At 50.6% G+C, this 18,462-nt stretch carries 13 protein-coding genes and 1 riboswitch; of the genes, 12 read left to right on the top strand and 1 reads right to left on the bottom strand.

The features are described 5' to 3' along the window. Positions 1-35: 35 nt before the first annotated feature. Complete coding sequence (locus EBB54_RS28240) at positions 36-1,322, bottom strand: amidohydrolase family protein (RefSeq protein ID WP_125130074.1); 1,287 nt, start codon at positions 1,320-1,322, stop codon at positions 36-38. A 112-nt stretch (positions 1,323-1,434) separates the two neighbouring features. Continuing rightward, positions 1,435-1,530, bottom strand: a riboswitch (purine riboswitch). A gap of 307 nt (positions 1,531-1,837) precedes the next feature. Between EBB54_RS28240 and EBB54_RS28245 the strand changes: the two genes are divergently transcribed. The 12 genes from EBB54_RS28245 to EBB54_RS28300 all read left to right on the top strand — a co-directional run bounded on the left by EBB54_RS28245 (position 1,838) and on the right by EBB54_RS28300 (position 18,407). Then, positions 1,838-3,934, top strand: a complete 2,097-nt coding sequence (locus EBB54_RS28245; protein WP_125130076.1) for an efflux RND transporter permease subunit — start codon at positions 1,838-1,840, stop codon at positions 3,932-3,934. Positions 3,935-4,128: 194 nt separating this feature from the next. Next, positions 4,129-6,903, top strand: a complete 2,775-nt coding sequence (locus tag EBB54_RS28250) for a hypothetical protein (protein WP_125130078.1) — start codon at positions 4,129-4,131, stop codon at positions 6,901-6,903. A 206-nt stretch (positions 6,904-7,109) separates the two neighbouring features. Then, positions 7,110-8,054 carry an SIR2 family protein gene (locus EBB54_RS28255; RefSeq protein ID WP_125130080.1) on the top strand — a complete coding sequence of 315 codons (945 nt, stop codon included), beginning with the start codon at positions 7,110-7,112 and terminating at the stop codon, positions 8,052-8,054. A gap of 272 nt (positions 8,055-8,326) precedes the next feature. After that, positions 8,327-8,641 (top strand): hypothetical protein, encoded by a 315-nt coding sequence (locus EBB54_RS30845; RefSeq protein ID WP_004083136.1) that lies wholly within the window; start codon positions 8,327-8,329, stop codon positions 8,639-8,641. Positions 8,642-8,658: 17 nt separating this feature from the next. After that, the gene (locus EBB54_RS28265) at positions 8,659-10,218 is read left to right on the top strand and encodes an IS66 family transposase (protein ID WP_125126762.1); all 1,560 of its coding nucleotides are present in this window, start codon (positions 8,659-8,661) and stop codon (positions 10,216-10,218) included. Between the two features lie 296 nt (positions 10,219-10,514). Next, positions 10,515-11,210 (top strand): class II aldolase/adducin family protein, encoded by a 696-nt coding sequence (locus EBB54_RS28270; protein WP_243127849.1) that lies wholly within the window; start codon positions 10,515-10,517, stop codon positions 11,208-11,210. Between the two features lie 151 nt (positions 11,211-11,361). Next, on the top strand, positions 11,362-12,585 hold the full coding sequence (locus EBB54_RS28275) for an ROK family protein (RefSeq protein WP_125130082.1): 1,224 nt from the start codon (positions 11,362-11,364) through the stop codon (positions 12,583-12,585). A gap of 83 nt (positions 12,586-12,668) precedes the next feature. Beyond that, entirely contained in the window at positions 12,669-14,159 is a 1,491-nt protein-coding gene (locus tag EBB54_RS28280) for a rhamnulokinase (RefSeq protein WP_243127850.1), read from the top strand. Positions 14,160-14,172: 13 nt separating this feature from the next. Continuing rightward, positions 14,173-15,564 carry an ABC transporter substrate-binding protein gene (locus tag EBB54_RS28285; protein ID WP_125130084.1) on the top strand — a complete coding sequence of 464 codons (1,392 nt, stop codon included), beginning with the start codon at positions 14,173-14,175 and terminating at the stop codon, positions 15,562-15,564. A 99-nt stretch (positions 15,565-15,663) separates the two neighbouring features. Next, a complete protein-coding gene (locus EBB54_RS28290; protein WP_125130086.1) occupies positions 15,664-16,596 on the top strand; it encodes a carbohydrate ABC transporter permease in 933 nt (310 codons plus the stop codon). A gap of 2 nt (positions 16,597-16,598) precedes the next feature. After that, entirely contained in the window at positions 16,599-17,450 is an 852-nt protein-coding gene (locus EBB54_RS28295) for a carbohydrate ABC transporter permease (RefSeq protein ID WP_004080435.1), read from the top strand. A gap of 6 nt (positions 17,451-17,456) precedes the next feature. Beyond that, positions 17,457-18,407 carry a dihydroxyacetone kinase subunit DhaK gene (locus EBB54_RS28300; protein ID WP_125130088.1) on the top strand — a complete coding sequence of 317 codons (951 nt, stop codon included), beginning with the start codon at positions 17,457-17,459 and terminating at the stop codon, positions 18,405-18,407. The last annotated feature ends 55 nt before the right edge of the window (positions 18,408-18,462 follow it).

The raw sequence follows: 18,462 nt of genomic DNA on the forward strand, positions 1-18,462 counted from the left end.
TCTGGTCATTTGCAGGTTACAGTTTGGTTTTCCTGTCAGGAAAGGAGGATTTCCCTGCCGTTTACATATTTTCCGGCCAGCCGTCCGCCTTCCTCCGCCAGATAAATATACCGTTCCAGACGTTCCTTTGTATTCAGTTCTTTTGCCGTGCGGATGCCTGAATCGTCAAGCACCAGCGCGTCCAGTTCATATCCGTTTTCAAAGCTTCCCACTTTCCCGAAGAACGATCCGCCCCCTCTGGTGGCCAGGTAGAAGGCTTCCTCCATGGTCAGGGGCTTTTTCTCCTGGTCGATGAGCCGCCAGTAAAGCTTGGAAACGCCCACCGCGTCGGCCATGCAGCGGAACATGGACATATTTGTCCCGCCGGCGATATCGGTTCCAAGTCCGACAGGGATTCCCGCATCCAGATATCTGCGGATGGGGGCGATTCCGGAAGAAAGGTTGGTGTTGGACTGGGGGCAATGTGCCACGTACACCCCGTTGTTCTTCATCAGTTCCACTTCCAGATCCGAAGAATGTACACAATGGGCCATGACCGTTTTCGCCTCTTTGCCGAACAGGCCGTAATGCTCATAGACATTTCCATAGCAGGCAGACCAGGGGAACAACTCCTGCACCCATTGGATCTCTGACAGATTTTCCGACAGATGGGACTGCACCGGAAGACCGTATTCCTTCTGCAGCTTACCCAGCCCTTCCAACAGGGGTTCGCTGCATGTAGGCGCAAACCGGGGGGTAAGGATGGGACGGGCATTGGAATATTTTCCAGAGGTCTCACGAAGCCATGCGGCGGTGCTTTCCAGGGATTCCAGGGCATCCGTTTCCCGCAGGGCATCGGTACAGTTCTGGTCCATATTGACCTTGCCCACATAAGTGGACAGGCCGGAAGCATCCAGCTGCTTCATCAAAAATTCCGTGGCCGGAAGATGGATGGTGCCGAAAATCACAGCTCTCGTGGACCCGCTTTTTTTCAGATCTTCGACAAAAATCCGATAAGCTTTTTCGGCATATTCCAGATCCGAGTACCGGCTCTCCTCCGGAAAGGTATGGGTATTCAGCCATTCCAACAGTTCCAGATCCATCCCGATGCCCCGGAAAGGGTATTGGGGGGCGTGGATATGCAGGTCGGTCATGCCGGGGATGATGAGCCGGTCTCCATAGTCCTTCACCGGCAGATTCCGATATTCGTCCGGGATCACCGGATAAACGCCCCGGGAAATTCCTTCGCAGCAGACCAGATATCCCTGCTCAGTTACCGACAGATGGTTCTTCGTCTCTGAATAACAGATATTTCCTTTTAAAATAAATGAATGTTCGCGCATATGCATCTCCTCCTTCTGCTTTTGCTGCAGGCTGCCATTTTGAATTGCCTGGGGCAATGGACGGCCTGCGCCTGCCAATATCGCATATAAACCGATAAAAAAAGAATTAACTACAACAAACGAATGTCTATGTAGTCAACTCTTACGGCAGTCGGTAGAAACTCTGGGCCAATCCCCAGGATATACATATCAGCGATCACTGTATTTAATTCTATCTCCGCAGATGTACCAAACACCTGCATTCCATTTTATTATATACTTTTTGAAAAGGATTATCCATACATGTTTTTCACGAAAAATTCAGATTATTTTTGTGTATATGTTATAAAATATGTGTCTGGATATTTCTGGTCTGTAAGTTCCCCTGACAGATTTTTTTAAAAGCGGTACAAAAATAAAAATGACTAAAAGTCAACAATTTTTAAAAATAATATTGACTTTTGGTCATTTCTGTTATATAGTACTTTTGCAATAGAAAATGACCAAAGGTCATTCTGGAAAAGGAGGCATTTAACATGGTGAAAGCAGGTAAAAAGATTGTGAAGTACAGGATCGTGATTCTGATACTTGGCCTTCTGCTGTTGATCCCTTCTGCGTTGGGATACTTTAAAACCAGGGTCAATTACGACATCCTGTATTATCTGCCGGACAACATCGACACGATGATCGGGCAGGACATTTTGATGGACGACTTTGGAAAAGGCGCCTTTGCGATGGAGGTCGTGGAGGGCATGACCACGAAGGAAAGCGCGGATCTGAAAGCACGGATTGAAGAGGTGGAAGGCGTAGCGGATGTGATCTGGTACGATTCCCTGATGGATACGTCGGTTCCCATGTCCGTACTGCCGAACCGGTTTCGGGAAGTGTTCAATACGGACAGCGCCACGCTGATGGCAATCTTTTTCGAAGATTCCACGTCGGCAGACGGCACCATGGATGCCATCCACGAGATACGGAGCGTGACCGGCCGCCAGTGCTATCTCAGCAGCATGTCCGCGGTGGTGACGGATATCAAGGATCTGTCGGAGAAGGAGACACCGATCTATGTATTGATCGCCGTGATCCTGACCTGTATCGTGCTTTCGGTATTTATGGACTGCTGGGTGCTTCCCATCTTCTTCATGCTGAGCATCGGAATGGCTATTGTTTACAATATGGGTACCAATTATTTTTTAGGGGAGATTTCTTATATTACAAAAGCGCTCAGCGCGGTCCTGCAGCTAGGGGTAACCATGGACTATTCCATTTTCCTCTGGCACAGCTATCAGGAGAACCAGCAGCACTATGACGGAGACAAGGAAAGGGCTATGGCGCACGCAATTGCGAATACATTTTCTTCGGTGGTCGGAAGCTCCGTCACCACAGTGGCAGGATTTATCGCATTGTGCTTCATGAGCTTTACGCTGGGCCGGGATCTGGGAATCGTCATGGCAAAGGGCGTGATCTGCGGGGTGATTAGCTGCGTAACCATTCTGCCCTCCCTGCTTCTGGTGTTTGACAAAGTGATTCAAAAGACCACCCATAAGTCTATGATCCCGAGGATGGATAAAACGGCGGCGCTGATCACCAGGCATTATAAAGCGTTTGTGCTGGCGTTCCTGATCCTGCTGGCGCCTGCGCTTTTGGGTTACAGGAAGGCGGAAGTCTACTACAACCTGGATGCCACCCTTCCGAAATACCTGCAGAGTATTCAGGCCAATGAAAAGCTGGCGGATGAATTTGACATGAATGCCACGCACATGGTTCTGGCGGACGCGAAGCTTCCATCGAAAGATGCCAGAGCCATGCTGAATGAAATGTCGGACGTGGCGGGCGTCAAGTTTGCTCTGGGCTTGGACAGCATTCTGGGACCCGCGGTTCCAAGGGATTTCATCCCGGCGGAGGTGACGGAGAAACTCAAACAGGGAGACTGGCAGTTGATTCTGGTCCAGTCGGAATATAAGGTGGCCACGGATGAGGTCAATGAGCAGTGTGAAATCCTGAATTCGATCATCAAAAAATATGACAGCTCCGGGATGCTGATCGGGGAAGCACCCTGCACCAAGGATCTGATCACCATCACGGATAAAGATTTTAAGGTAGTAAGTGCGGTATCCATAGTTGCGATTTTTCTGATCATCACTGTGGTATTCCAGTCCGTTTCCCTTCCGGTGATCCTGGTGGCCGTGATCGAATTTGCCATCTTCATCAACCTGGGAATCCCCTATTATACGGGAACGAAGATGCCGTTTATCGCATCCATCGTCATCGGGACGATCCAGCTTGGAGCTACCGTGGACTATGCGATCCTGATGACGACCCGGTACAAGAAGGAACGGGGAAACGGCAGGGAAAGACAGGAAGCGATCCGGATTGCGCTGTCATCCTCAATCAATTCCGTCATTGTATCGGCGCTGGGATTTTTCGCCGCAACCTTCGGGGTGGGACTGTATTCGGATATCGATATGATCTCTGCGTTGTGTACCCTGATGGCACGGGGAGCGATCGTGAGTATGTTCGTAGTCATCTTCATCCTGCCGTCCATGCTGATGGTATTTGACAAGGTGATCTGTGTGACGACGAGGGAAATGCATCAGAAAAAGGAAAAGCTGAAAACAGCGGCTACTTCATAAGTGGAAGTCAGAGCCTGGAATGAAAAATGGACCCAAAAAATTGGATTCATTTAGAAAAATTGGATTTATAATAGAAAAATTAGATTTATAATAGAAAAATTGAATTTGTAAATGAAAATCTGATATATAAACGAAAAGCGGATTTATAGACGAAAATCAGAGTTATAAATGGATTGAACAGGAGGTTGTGCTTTATGAAAAACAGAGAAGTAAGGGTATTCATAGCAAGTATGATGTTGGTAAGTCTGGTAGCGGGAAGCCTGGACGGGGCTTGGCTTCACGCACCGGAAAAAGGGAATGTGACAGTTACAGAAATAGGATTTGCAGGCGCGGAAAATAAAGAAACGGCAAAAACCAATTCGGAGACGAAAGCGTCGGAGAAAAAAACGGCGGAAAAGAAGGCTTCGAAAGAGACGTCATCCGAGACAGGCGAATCCGCCACCAAAACTTCCGCAAAGCCCACAAAGGAAGAAACCGTATATGCAAAAATTGACGGGAGCGGCTCCGTAAAATCTGTGACCGTGTCCGACCAGCTCAGAAACATTTCCGACCAGTCAAAGCTGGAAGATATCTCGGATCTCCAGGATATTGTAAATGTCAAGGGCGACGAGGCATTTTCCGCAATGGGCAAACGAGTCGTATGGGATACGTCGGACGCGGATATCTGCTACCAGGGCACCACGTCAAAGGAACTGCCGGTAGGGGTTCGGATTTCCTATAAGCTGGACGGAAAGGAGATTTCCGCCGCAGACCTGAAAGGGAAGAGCGGGCATGTGGTGATCCGCTACACATATGAAAATAAAAGCGGAGGCAGCGGCAAGGCTTCCACCCCGTTTATGATGGCAACGGGACTGATCCTGGATGGGGAGAACTTTAAAAATGTGACCGTGGAGAACGGCAGGCTGATCTCTGACGGGGAACGGAACATGGTGATCGGTTACGGTTTCCCGTCTATGAAACACCTTCTTGGAATTGAGGAGAAGGATCTGGATATTCCGGATTATTTTGAGATGGAAGCGGATGTGACAGAGTATGAACCGGTGGAGGGGATGACCATCGCGACCAACAGCATTTTCAATGACCTGGATACAAACGGGTTTGACAGCCTGGATGAATTGAATGATTCCATGGGCGAACTGCAGGACGCTTCCAGCCAGCTTGTCAGCGGAAGCGGGGAACTGAAAAACGGGATCGACACGCTGCTGGCATCCTCCGGCACGCTGACAGACGGAATCAACCAGCTTGTAAACGGAGGCGGGGAGCTGCAGTCCGGAACCAGCGAACTGGCGGATGGAAGCAGCGAACTGCTGGACGGAAGCCATAAGCTGGCAGACGGAAGCCAGGAGCTTGCGGATGGAAACGCAAAGCTGGCAGACGGAACCGGACAGCTCTATGACGGGACCAGGACATTGGCAGACGGGGCCGGGGAGCTGAATCTGGGTCTCAGGACAGCGGCGGAAAAGACGCAGTCCGTGCTGCTTCCCGGGGTGAATGCGTTGGATGCAGGCGTGACGCAGATGCAGGGACAGCTAGGGGAAAAACTCCCGATCCTTGTCGGCGGAGTACAGGAGCTGGACGGCGGAATCAAACATGCGCAGAGCGGAGCAGCAGCGCTTTCTAGTGCGGCGGGTGAACTGGAAAGCGGGGCAAACGCTTTGTCAGGCGGTGTCAATGAACTGAGTGCGGCCATTGATCAACTGGCTGCCGGAGCAAGCAGTCTGGACAGCAGCATTCCCACTGTTACGTCAGGAAATACACAGAATATCAGTACGGCCGCGGTGCAGAATGCGGAGAACATTTCAGCCCAGGCCGCGGCATTGGAAGGGCAGTTGAACGCGATTTGGCAAAGCGCAGCGGCGGCCGCATCAGAGCCGGCAGCTTTTAATGATTCGGGAGCAGCGCAGGATTATCTGTATTCGGTTCAATCGGTACTGGGCAGCATCAGTACGGAGGACCCGGACGTATTGGCGGCATTGACAGAGGCCCAGAGCCTGGTAGGAAATGCAATTTACGCCATGGGCAGCAGCGATGGCGGAGGAACATCCAATTATGCCGCGGAACAGGCCGCTGAGCAGGCCGCGGCGGCAATTGGAACTGCTCAGTCGCTGTCCGCAAATGCAGACGCACTTGCAAATGATGCCGCAGGAATTTCTGCACAGGCTGATGCCGCGGCGCAGCAGCAGGCAGACCTTATGGCGGCGCTGCCTGCTATAAAATCAGGGGTACAGCAGCTGTCGAACGGACTGGCAGGAGTACAGCAAAAGTTACCTGCTCTGGTGGAAGGAGCCGGCACGTTAAGCGGGGGCGCAGGAGCAGTAAGAGAGGGGATGGATGGACTTAAGGCAGGGATAGACCAATTGGCAGAAGGCACATCGGCTTTGAGTGCAGGCGTAGACGGTATGGCCGCACAGGTCAATTCAGGAGTGGAACAGCTGAAAGCCGGAACGGCCCGGCTTGCAGACGGGGTAGGAGGCAAAGACGGCCTTGCCGGCGGCCTGGCCCAGTTATCCGCCGGCGCCCAGAAGCTGGATGCAGGAAGCACGGAGCTTTCAGAAAAAATGGGAGAAGCTGACGCAGGCGCAAAAAGCGCGGCCTCCGGCGCAGCCGAACTGGCTTCTGGAGCCGCGGAGCTTTCTTCCGGAGCCACGGAACTGGCCTCCGGAGCCTCCCGGCTCAACGACGGCGCGCTGACATTAAAAGACGGCCTGGATACCCTGCAGTCCGGCTCCGGCGCCCTGGTCGCCGGCGTACAGCAGTTGGATGACGGCGCGGCGGAACTCAACGATGGCATGATCCGATTCGACAGAGACGGAATCCAGAAGCTGGTAGACGCGTTCGGAGGAGATGTGGAAGACCTGCTGGATAAGATGAACGATATGTTGGATGCTTCCAGAGCGTATAAGAATTTCTCAGGGATTTCCGATGGTATGGACGGAGAGGTGAAGTTCGTATTCGTGACAGAAGAATGACAGGCACGATGGGACTATAGAAGGACTTCCGGCACGGGGAAATGTGCAGGGGGGAGGAAAAGGACGGCTGCGGCCGTCTTTTTTCTGCTGCAGAAAAATGGACTGGACGCACAAAGAGAATCCAACCGTTCAGCTGAAAATTTTTCTGAATGGGGCAATCTGTAAAAACAGGGTGTTAAAAGACACGGATTTAAGGTATACTACATATGAAAGAGTATTTTCATATTGGGGAGCGGATCTTTTGGAGGCCGGACTATTTTTATGCGGAGGAATATAACCAGACTATGGACGAATTTTATCAACGGATCGAAGACTTAAAACAGGCGCTTGCCGGACAAAAACTGGTCATCTTTGTAGGGGCGGGGGTATCCAGAAATTCGAATCTGCCGACCTGGGGACAGATGGTGCAGACGTTTGCGGAGCGGATCGGCTATCCCTCCATCGAAAGGCTGGCAATGGAGGAATACATACGGATTCCGCAATACTATTACTGCATGGATGAAAGCGAAGGCCACAGGGACTATTACCAGCTTCTGCGGGACCTGATCCCCAGGAACGCAAAGTCCAACATTTTGGATGAACTGATCGTATCCCTGGGCCCCAGGCATCTTGTGACCACCAATTATGACAAGCTGCTGGATCAGATCGCGGACGGGTACGAGGTGATCCGTGAGGACCGGGACCTGCTTAAGGGTACGGCAAACCAGTACCTGATTAAGATGCACGGGGACATCGACCAGATAGAAAAGCTGGTTTTTAAGGAGGAGGACTACCTCTATTACTCCGAGACACACCGCCTGATGGAAGTATTTTTAAAATCCCTGCTGATCGACCATGTATTCCTGTTCGTTGGATATTCCCTGAATGATTATAATCTGAAGACATTTGTGAGCTGGATTGAATACATTGCCCAGGAAATGAAAGTCAAGGACGGGATGCACAAAAACTATTTCCTGTCCAGCAGCGAGCAGGCGGAGAAGGACTATCTGCAGAAATATTACGAAGGAAAAGGGCTGGAAGTGATCAACCTCTACAACCTTCCGGAGGAGGTCAAAGACCAGACCTGGCGGGTGCCGCTGGAAGAAGATCTGGGAAGAAGGACTTATGTGGTGCTGGAATTGCTGAAAAATGGAAATACAGAAATATATTGAGTGAGTCTGGAGAGAGCCTGTTTGTCAGGCTCTTTTTCTTTCGGGATTATTTTTTCGTTACTATTCATAATAACTTTTTTCGTTACTATTCACAGTTGATTTAAACCAAAGGCTTATCCACTAGAAATTTTGAGTACAAACATAACAAGAAAATTTCTATTTAGAAAGTCGCTAAAACAATGAAAAAAATGTTGTTTTTAGTGATTTTCTTCTTGTATTTCATATCGGTATGTGTTATAATTAACACATACCGATATGAGGAGGAATATTATATGAGCATTGTTTATCAGACGGACAAAAGATCTGGAATTACTTATGCTTATGAATCGAAAGCATACTGGGACAGCGAAAAAAAGCAATCCCGTTCTAAAAGAACATTGATCGGCAGGGTTGACCCGGAAACCGGCGAGATCAGAAAAACAGACGGACGATGCCGAAAAAATAGCCCTTATCAAACCGTACAGCTGACGGAACAGGATGAAATTTTAAACCGGTTAAAAGGCATGAAGATTTCTGAGCTAAAACAGGAAATATTACGCCTGGAAATCGAGAACAGGGAACTCAGGAATAAACTGGAATCCCAGTAATCAAAGGAGCAGCTATCGTGATCTACAGTAACAGCAAACGTGTCAGCCTGGAGCGAATGTCCGCTGAAATCATAAATCTAAAAGACAGGATACAGGATTATCAGGAACGCTGCCATTCCCTCACCAATGCCCTGGCCAGATGTGAAAAATCAAAAGAAAAAATGAAAGCCGCTTATGAGGAAATGCTTTCCGAAAGAGACGCGCTCATCAAGGAACTAACAAATAAGGTGCTGCATCTTGAAGCTGTAGCGGCTCATGACGGCACAAACACGGGAATGTCTACTGCTACTACGCCAATCAACAAGAAAAAAGTGATCCCCAATTCCAGGCGTGGAAGCAGTTTAAAAAAGGGCGGACAGCCGGGCCATGAGAAGCATGGGATGGAAAAATTTGAAGATTCCGATATTACGGAGACCATTTCCCATGAGCTTGACCTGTCTGCTGAAACCTGTGATTTTTGTGGTGGGAAACTCATAGATACAGGGGAGTCCATTTCAAAAGACGAATTCGATGTAGAGATCAAAGTTGTGAAACGCAGGCATGAATACCATATTTACAGTTGCGTGGACTGCGGCGCGACAGTACGCCTGCCGATTGAGAAACGTCTGAAAGAACAAAATCAATATGGAAGCCGTGTACAGGCGTTGGCCCTTTCTATGATGGCTACCGGAAATGTAGCGGTTAATAAGGCGCGTATGCTGGTCAGTGGTATGACGGACGGGCTGATGTGTCCAAGTGAAGGCTTTATCTGCAAGCTGTATAAAAGGGCCTCGGGGAATCTTCAGGCATTTATGTCTGACCTGAAAAGGGTATTGATTACAAGGGCACTCCTTTACTGGGATGACACTGTGGTCATGATACAGACGAAAAGAGCCTGTATGCGTTTTTATGGAGACGAAACGATCTCGTACTATACCGCCCATGAGCATAAGGACCTGGAGGGCATGCTTGATGACCAGATCCTTACAGCGCTCACTCCGGAAACAACGGTCATGCATGACCATAACAGGGTGAACTATAACGAACTTTTTTGTTTTCAGAACATTGAGTGCAACCAGCATCTGGAAAGAGACCTTCAAAAGATAGCGGATGATAATCCGACCCATAAATGGGCAATTGGTATGAAAGGACTGATATCATCGACAATAAAGAAGCGTAAGGATCTGATCTTGAAAGGAATAGAGTCCTTTCCGGACCAGGAGATAAAAAGTTTTAAAACGAAAGTGGAACGTTTTTTGAAGAAAGGGGATAAAGAAAACAAAAAATCCAAAAACAAGTATGCTGTTTCCTTCGAAAGGACCGTTTTGGATCGGATTGAAAAATATCAGGAGAATTATTTCAGATGGGTAGAGGATTTCCGCCTGCCGACAACAGATAATTTAAGCGAGCGAGGGCTGCGCGGAATCAAATCCCATATGAAGATCTCAGGACAATTTGACAGCGAAAAAACCGCAAAGTATTATGCGACAGTGAAGACCTATGTGGAAACGTGCAGAAAGAATCACATAAACGAAATGGAGGCACTTTCAAGATTATGTGCCGGAGCTCCTTACACTGTTGAAGAAATCTTTGCATAAACTGTCAGTTCATAATACCAGCAAACCAAGAGACTATTTCAAATCCCTTGGTCTACTGGTGTTTATAATTTTAAATCGACTGTGAATAGTAACCTTTTTTCGAAATAATTTTCCAAAAACCTATTGACAAATAAGAGAAAATGTCTATAATTAATTATATCGAAAAGATAATAAATAAATGAAAAATAATTCGCATTAAGCACAAAAAACAAGAAAATAATTCAAATATTGGTGAATTATGCTCAAAAATATAATCGAAAAAATAATAAATAAATGAGGGAAAGGGAGAGCAGGACATGACAGAAGCAAGTGTAAAAATGAGGGAACTTGGTATTTCGGAGGAGGCTGTTGAGGAGGTGCTGTTCGTAGCCAAAAGGATGGACGACAAAGGACTGGTAAATTCCTTTGCGGGAAATATTTCCACAAAGCGGGACGGCAAGATCTACATCACTCCCACCGGACAGAACAAAGGGATGCTGACCCCGGAGAAGATTGCGGTCATCAACGAGGACGGAGAGCGGATCTGGGGGATGAAGGAGACTTCGGAGATCATCATGCATTCCATGGCGTATGATATCTGCGAGGAAAACGGATGGGATGTAGGCGGCGTGGTACACAGCCATTCCAAGGTGCTGACCGCGTTTTCCATGGCCTGCCGGGATATTGAGACAGAGGCGCTCCCGGAGATGATGGGGAATTTCCACAAGATCCCATGCGCCCCCTACGGCGCGCCGGGGACAAAATACATCCTCACCATGGCGGAACCATACCTGGCGGAAGGCTACCGCATCGTCCTGCTGGGGAACCACGGCAGCCTGGCGGTGGGAAAGACGGTGGAGGATGCCATGAACATTGTGGAGGCCAGCGAAGCTATTGCGGAGCAGATTCTGATTACAAATTACATCTTAGGCGGCGAAAAGAAGCTGGACGCGCTGGAAGTTGCAAGGTTCTACGAGATATACAAAGAGAATCGCGCAAAACGGGTAAAATAACCTGCATTTGTAAATAACCGCGATTTCGATTTAATGATTGATTCGCATGCCTGTGAACGCTTATAATGATTCGGTAAGGGACGTCGCATTCACTGCTGCGCCCGTATAAAACCAAAAGCGTTATGCTCTTCAAGAAAGGCGGACAGGACATATGGAAAATGAATCAATTCTGGAAAGCAGAAAATACTACCAGCGGAACAAGATGCTGAACGTGATCCGCACACACACGGACGTTTCCCGAAACGACATCCGGAAGATCACGGCCTACAGTATGACCACCGTGATGAATACTGTGGAGGACATGATCCACGACGGGCTGATCTGCGAGGAAGAATGTGAGGAAGCCAGGGTTGGAAGAAAGCCGGTGTGGCTCCGGCTGAATCCACGGGGAGGCTATTTTGTAGGGGTGGAGTGGAACCGTACCTGGATGCATTGCGTCGTTCTCGATTTTACAGGAAAGCCGATCCATCGGCAGAGAAAGGCGATCGACGACGCGCACCGGTGTACGGACGGGCTTCTCGGCCTGATCAAGGACATGGTCCGGGAGGCGATCCGGGTGCCTGAAGGCGGGAAAGAAAAGGTCATCGGGATCGGTCTCGGCGTCCCCGGCTACAGCGACAAGGTGAAGGGGATTGCACTGTCCTACACCTACTTTGAAGGGTGGAACAACATTCCGGTGCGGCAGATTATAGAAGAGGAATTTCAGATTCCCTGCTATATGGGAAATAACGTAGACGTAATGATCTATGCGTATAAATGGCTGGTGTTCCGCGGCTCCTGCGACGATATGCTGTTTGTATCCGTGCGGACAGGCGCCAGGGTGATGCCGGTCATCAACAACCAGGCGGTAAGCAGCCGGTACGGGTTTCCGGGAGAACTGGGACATATCCGGGTGGGCACCGGCAGCAGGATGTGCTCCTGCGGACGCTACGGCTGCCTCAACTCAGAGGTATCGGACGTGGCGATCATGGGTAAGATTCGGGACGGCGTGCTGGCCGGAAGATTTAAAGGGATCGCAGAGATGATCCAGGGGGACACGGAGAAAATCACCATGGCGGTGTTCCGGGAAGCAGTTCTTGCCGGGGATGAAGATTCCCTGGGGCTTCTGCAGCAGGCCAGCCAGTATCTGGGAAAAGCCCTGGGTATCCTGGTCAATATCTTTGCGCCGAGCAGGATCGTCCTGTACGGGGAACTGGCCTCCATCGGAGCTCCCTTTCTGGAACGCCTGAGAACATGTGTGGAGCGGGATGCCATCCCTGAAAATACGGATATATTAAATATAGAAGTTTCCGAATTTGGTCCGGATCTGGGGGCAATGGGCGCTGCGGCGCTTGTGCTGCAGGAAGCATTCGAATTTCTGGAGGAAACGATCTGAAAACAGGACTTGAAGCGAAAATACGATCTGGGATAAGAGACGATCTCACTTACCGGATGATTTGACATGAAAGAATATTTGATATGAAGGAAAAATTGATGATAGCCGCCGATATCGGCGCGAGCAGCGGAAAAATGGCGGCCGCCGTATATGACGGCCGGCAGATGCACATAAATGAATATTGGGATTTTCCGAACCGCCCGGCCGACATCGGGACGGCCCTGTACTGGGATGTGTTCGGGCTGTACCATTCCATCCTGGACGGGCTTGCGGTGTTCCGGGAAAAATACGGACAGGCCGAAACCTTTGCCGTAGATACCTGGGGAGCAAGCTATGGACTGCTGGACAGATACGGACGGCTTTTAGAGCCGGTTTACCACTACCGGGACGAGCGGACGGCGGGTACCATGGAGGATATGAAGCAGGTGATGGATGAGTGGGAGCTGTTTTTGCTCACAGGATGCCAGTGCAACAGCACCTACACGCTTCCCCAGCTTTACTCCTGTGTGGTGCAGAAAAGCAGGATACTGGAAACGGCGGAGGATCTGCTGTTTTTACCGGATCTTCTGTCTTACTTCCTGGGGGGACAGATCAGTTGTGAGATGACCATCGCGGGAACCTCCTGTCTCCTGGAAAACCGGCAGGAGGATTGGAGCCGGGAAGTAATGAAGCGATTCGGGCTTCCGGAGAAAATGCTTCCTCCCATTGTGGAACCAGGCACTACGAAAGGCAGATTGGGGGCCTGGGCTGTGGAAAAAACCGGGATGCAGGACACCAGGATCATTGCCGCGGTGGGGCATGACAGCGCCGCTGCAGTGGCGGCCATACCGGAATTTGGAAAAGACGCGCTGTATATCAGCGTAGGGACCAGCATCAGCATGGGAATCGAAAGGGAGCACTGCCTGCTGACCAGGGAGGCATTTGAAAAGGGCTTTAAAAATACCGGAGGAATCGACAGGAGAAAGATCATTTACCGTGATTTCTCGGCAAGCTGGCATATCAATGAATTTTTGCGGACCAAGCGGGAAGGGGGGAAGGACTACTCCCACCCGGATCTGATCTGGCTGGCCCAGAATACGCCGTCCCCCAGGGTCTATATCGATGTGGAGGACGGACTGCTCAACACCGCGGGAGGCGATGCGTGCGCCAAGATGAATGATTATCTGCGGCGTACAGGGCAGCGCCTGCTGGAAACAGACGGGGAATTTATCCGCTGCATCTATGAAAGCATTGCGATGAAGGTTCGGTATTACGCGTATGCATTCCGGGAACTGAAGGAGGATTTCAGGCGGGTCTATGTGATCAACGGGGGTTCCAGAAACGGGCTTTTGATGCAGTTCATCAGCGACGCGCTGAATATGGAGATCTGCGCGGGCATGCCCTATGCGACCATTTCCGGCAATCTGCTGACACAGCTTTATGCCCGGGGCGAGGTGGCGTCGGTGGAGCAGATGCGGCAGCTTTCAAAGGAATCCTTTGAACTGAAGGTGTACGAGCCGCAGCAGGGCGCGCAGTGGAAAGAGGAATTTGCAAGATACATCACATTGAGGTCCAGTCAATCAATCATACATTAAAGGAGGAAAAAACATGTTTAAGAAAATGGTAAGTGTAATGCTTGCAGGAGCAATGGTAATCAGCCTTGCAGCCTGCGGCGGAGGCGGTTCGGGCGCAGATTCGGGAAGCGGCAGCCAGAGTGGGACAAGCGGCGAAAGCAGCAGCGATGAGGGCAGTGATGAGGGAGGCAGCGGCGAAGCCGGCGGTACGATCTCTCTGTGGACCTGGTCACCGGTTACGCGCACAGCGGAAAAGATGATCGCAGCATTTGAGAATGAAAATTCCGATATCAAGATTGACTATACGAATTACAACTACAATCCGGAATACTTAGAGGCAATCTCCGCAGCTTCATCCGCGGACAACCTTCCGGACATCATGGGGCTGCAGCCCGGTTCCCTGACCCAGACCTATTCCGATTATCTGATTGATCTGGGAGAATATGCAAAAAAGGAATGGGGCGACGACTGGACATCCGTGTATGACAACGTGACACAGAGCCAGCTCCAGCTTGGTAATAAAGAGGGAGACGAAAGCTACTACATTCTCCCCATTGAGACGCAGGTAATCTATATCGAGTACAACAAGACCCTCTTTGACAGTCTCGGCCTGAAGGCTCCGACTACATACGCAGAGCTGGTAGATTGCTCAAAGAAGCTCAGAGACGGCGGCTATGCTCCGTTATTCTTCGGCGGCGCTGACGGATGGCAGCATGTAAACCTGCTGATCATGTGTACTTCACAGATCGACAAAGATCTCTTCGACGCATGCCAGAACGGCGAGAAGGAATGGACCTGCGACGAGATGAAGAAAGCAATGACCAACTACAAGAAGCTGTTTGACGACGGCGTGATCCAGGACGGCGCGCTTTCCTCCACAAGCTACAGCGACGGAACGACTTTGTTCCTCGCAGGCCAGGCGGGAATGATGGCTCTGGGTTCCTGGTGGGCGCAGGAATATACGGCAGAAGATGTGTCGGATGCGGTTGCAAACTGGGATTATGATTACTTCTACCTCCCGGCAATCTCTGATGATGTGGAAGACTCCAAGCCCATCGGCGGCGTAGACTTCGGATACGGCATCACAAAGAACTGCAAGAATCCTGAAGCGGCATGGAAAGCTCTGGCCAGCTTCGCGGCAGGCGCAGGCGGACAGGAGATCGCAAACGATATGAACAACCATCTGTCCTACCCGGATATGGAGCCGGATACCAGCGCGATGATCGAAAGGGACGGCCTGCAGAATGCGGTTGACGAGTTCAACAGATCCGGTAAGGATATCGCAGGCGGCCTGGTAAACCAGCGTATCGCGGAATCCACCATTGAGACGGCGGTTCAGGAGGCGATGCAGGGCCTGGTCGGCGGAGAATACGATGTGGACAAAGCGGCAGCGCACATTCAGGAAGCGCAGGATGCTTTAAAGTAGGCCGAAAGATTATTTTGGAAATTATCATTGATTGAATGCCTGGATCGGAGGGGAGCCTTTGCGGGCTCCCCCATTTTTTTCAAGGAAGGAGGGTGTTGAGTGGAGAATACGAAAACAAAGAAAAAGCAGAAGATCAACTGGATCGCATATCTGTTTATCGCGCCGGCAATGTTTTTCTTCTGTCTTTATATTTTGTATCCTATTTTGTTTGTTTCGACACACAGTGTATATAAGTGGTCAACCCTGTCGAATATGGAATTTGCAGGACTGTCAAATTATCTCAGCTTATTCAAAGATTCTACATTCTGGACGACCATTAAAAACTCGGCGGTCTGGATCGTGGTCACGGTGCCGATACAGGCCTGTCTTGGATTTATTCTTGCGTATATCATCGAAGAACGGCTCGGACGAAAAAAGCGGAACGGAAAAGGAATTTCGAAGATGGTATTCCGTACCATTTTTTTTATCCCGGTGGTAACCTCGGTAACGGTTGTGGCGATCGTGTGGAGCAAGATTTTTCAGCCCTATCAGGGGATTTTGGGATATTACCTGAGCCATTGGTTCAATATGTCCCCCACCATCAATGTGCTTGGAAACGCGAAGGTGGCCCTGCTCGGAGTGATGCTGGCGAATATCTGGGAGTGGACGGGATGGTCCATGATCATGTATGTGGGCGGCCTGTCGCAGATCTCCGATGATATCAAAGAAGCGGCCCGGATCGACGGCGCCACGGTATGGCAGGAATTGAGATACGTATATCTGCCTTCCCTGGCATCGGTGCACAAATCCCTGCTGATGCTGGGCGTCATCGGCTCTCTGCAGACCTACGCGCTGGTGGGCGTGATGACCAACGGCGGACCGAACCATGCCACGGAGATGCCGGGAACGTACATCTTCCTGAAAGGCTTTACCCAGAACCAGATGGGATATGCATGTACCATATCCGTAGCGATCCTGTTAGTCGCTTTGATCCTGACATTTATACAGGTGCGTTTCCTTGGTTCCGGTGATTTCATGAGGAAAGGAGAATGACCATGGCAAATTCAAATCATAAAACGGGATCCCGTCCGCAGATGGGGCAGGCAGGATGGATACTGCTGCTGATATTTGCGACGGTCATGACGCTGCTGCCCTTGATCTTTACGCTGAGCCTGTCTTTTCGGACGCAGAATTCCATCTACGATCCGCGCCTGTTTGTGACAGAGCTGACCAACGGCAATTATATCAAGGCGATGAAGGATAATCCGACCATTCCCTACAATTTTCTGGCAAGCTTTGTGATCTCGACGGTTTCCACGGCTGCGACGGTATTGTTCGCTTCCATGGCGGTGTTCGGATTTTCCAGGGAAAATGTGAAAGGGAAGCTGCTGATGTACAATATGATCATGTGCGCCCTGATGGTTCCGATCAGCGCGCTGGTGATCCCGATTACCCAGCTCAACAGCAGGTTCGGGCTGCTTGACAACTATTTCGGGCTGATCCTTCCGTATATCGCGCTGAACATCCCTTATGCGGTCACGATCCTCCAGGGGTTTATGTCGGGAATCCCGAAGGAACTGGAGGAGGCAGCCATTATTGACGGCTGCACCACCCCGGGGCTGTATGTGCGGATCGTACTTCCGCTGCTGAAATCCGGTATTGTGGTGGTGTCCATCTGGACGTTTTTGACATGCTGGAACGAATTTTTCCTGGCTCTCTGTACGATGACCAAGGCGACCACTAAGACGCTGCCGCTGATCGCGCAGCAGTACAAGGGCGTGTACAACAGTCAGCCGGGAGTTCTGTTTGCGATCCTGATTATTATTACGATCCCGATGATCATTTTCTATACCATTGTCCAGAAACAGTTTGTAAAGGGGATGACATCCGGAGCGGTAAAGGGTTGACGGCCTATGTGGATATTTAACAGTGAAGAGACGGCGCTTGGTGAAGCGCTGGAAGGAATGATATCAGCGGAACCGGAAACATACCGGAGGCTGGATACAAAGTATGGCTACGGTATGTTCCGCAGAGACCTGCCACCGGACCGGGTGCGGATCATCGTGGACGGGGGCGGCGGCTACGGGCCGATGTGGGCGGGATTCGCCCGGCCCGGCCTGGCGGATGCCGCGGTACACGGCGAATTTAACAGCGCTCCGAATGCCTACGTGCTCTATGAGATGGCAAAGGCCGTTGATGCCGGGAAAGGCGTGCTGTTTTTGTGCAATCATTTTATGGGGGATTACCTGAACAACGACATGGCGCTGGAACTGCTGGAGCGCGAGGGAATCCGTGCAAAAGCCTGTTATATCTCAGATGATGTATGCAGCTGCATCGGTGAGGAAAAAGAAGCGAGGGGCGGGCTCCACGGAATCGCGCAGATTGCCAAGCTTGCCTGGAACTGTGCGGCACGGGGGGATTCTCTGGATCAGGTCTTTCGTCTGGCCCAAAAGGGAAACGACAGGCTGCGTTCCATTACGATGAAGGTGGAAGACCAGGGGCAGATCCTGGTGGGGCCGGGATTTTCCGGGGAACCTCCAAAGGAGACCGTGCCCTTTGAATCGGCAGACCAGTTGGCGTCCCTGGCCCTGGAAAAGCTACTGGCAGAGCTGGAGCCTTATGGCCCGAAGGAAGTTTTTCTTTGCATCAACCGTCTGCGGAGGATGTGTTTTACCGAGGGCTTTGTGGTGCTAAGAGCGGCGGTGCGGTATCTGCGGGAACGTGGGATAGGCGTGTGCGGGAGTTCTGTGGGAACGTATTTTGATGTGTTTGATTCCAATGGATGCATGATATCGCTGCTGGCGGCGGATGAGGAAATGAAAGCCTGCCTGGGCAGCGTATCCGGGTATGATTTTACGGTTTGAATGGAATGAGATGGGGCTGCTGCGGTGCGGTAACGACGGGAGTACAGCTTGGGCA

Origin of the sequence: Schaedlerella arabinosiphila (assembly GCF_003885045.1) — a bacterium.
Classification (GTDB): Bacteria; Bacillota; Clostridia; order Lachnospirales; family Lachnospiraceae; genus Schaedlerella; species Schaedlerella arabinosiphila.

Bases quoted from the DNA above. Each gene is read 5' to 3' on its own strand.
- EBB54_RS28280 (WP_243127850.1), top strand. From the start codon at position 12,669: ATGAAGGAAAAATTGATGATAGCCGCCGATATCGGCGCGAGCAGCGGA.
- EBB54_RS28240 (WP_125130074.1), bottom strand. From the start codon at position 1,322: ATGCGCGAACATTCATTTATTTTAAAAGGAAATATCTGTTATTCAGAG.
- EBB54_RS28255 (WP_125130080.1), top strand. From the start codon at position 7,110: ATGAAAGAGTATTTTCATATTGGGGAGCGGATCTTTTGGAGGCCGGAC.
- EBB54_RS28285 (WP_125130084.1), top strand. From the start codon at position 14,173: ATGTTTAAGAAAATGGTAAGTGTAATGCTTGCAGGAGCAATGGTAATC.
- EBB54_RS28245 (WP_125130076.1), top strand. From the start codon at position 1,838: ATGGTGAAAGCAGGTAAAAAGATTGTGAAGTACAGGATCGTGATTCTG.
- EBB54_RS28300 (WP_125130088.1), top strand. From the start codon at position 17,457: ATGTGGATATTTAACAGTGAAGAGACGGCGCTTGGTGAAGCGCTGGAA.
- EBB54_RS28270 (WP_243127849.1), top strand. From the start codon at position 10,515: ATGACAGAAGCAAGTGTAAAAATGAGGGAACTTGGTATTTCGGAGGAG.
- EBB54_RS28295 (WP_004080435.1), top strand. From the start codon at position 16,599: ATGGCAAATTCAAATCATAAAACGGGATCCCGTCCGCAGATGGGGCAG.
- EBB54_RS28275 (WP_125130082.1), top strand. From the start codon at position 11,362: ATGGAAAATGAATCAATTCTGGAAAGCAGAAAATACTACCAGCGGAAC.
- EBB54_RS28250 (WP_125130078.1), top strand. From the start codon at position 4,129: ATGAAAAACAGAGAAGTAAGGGTATTCATAGCAAGTATGATGTTGGTA.
- EBB54_RS30845 (WP_004083136.1), top strand. From the start codon at position 8,327: ATGAGCATTGTTTATCAGACGGACAAAAGATCTGGAATTACTTATGCT.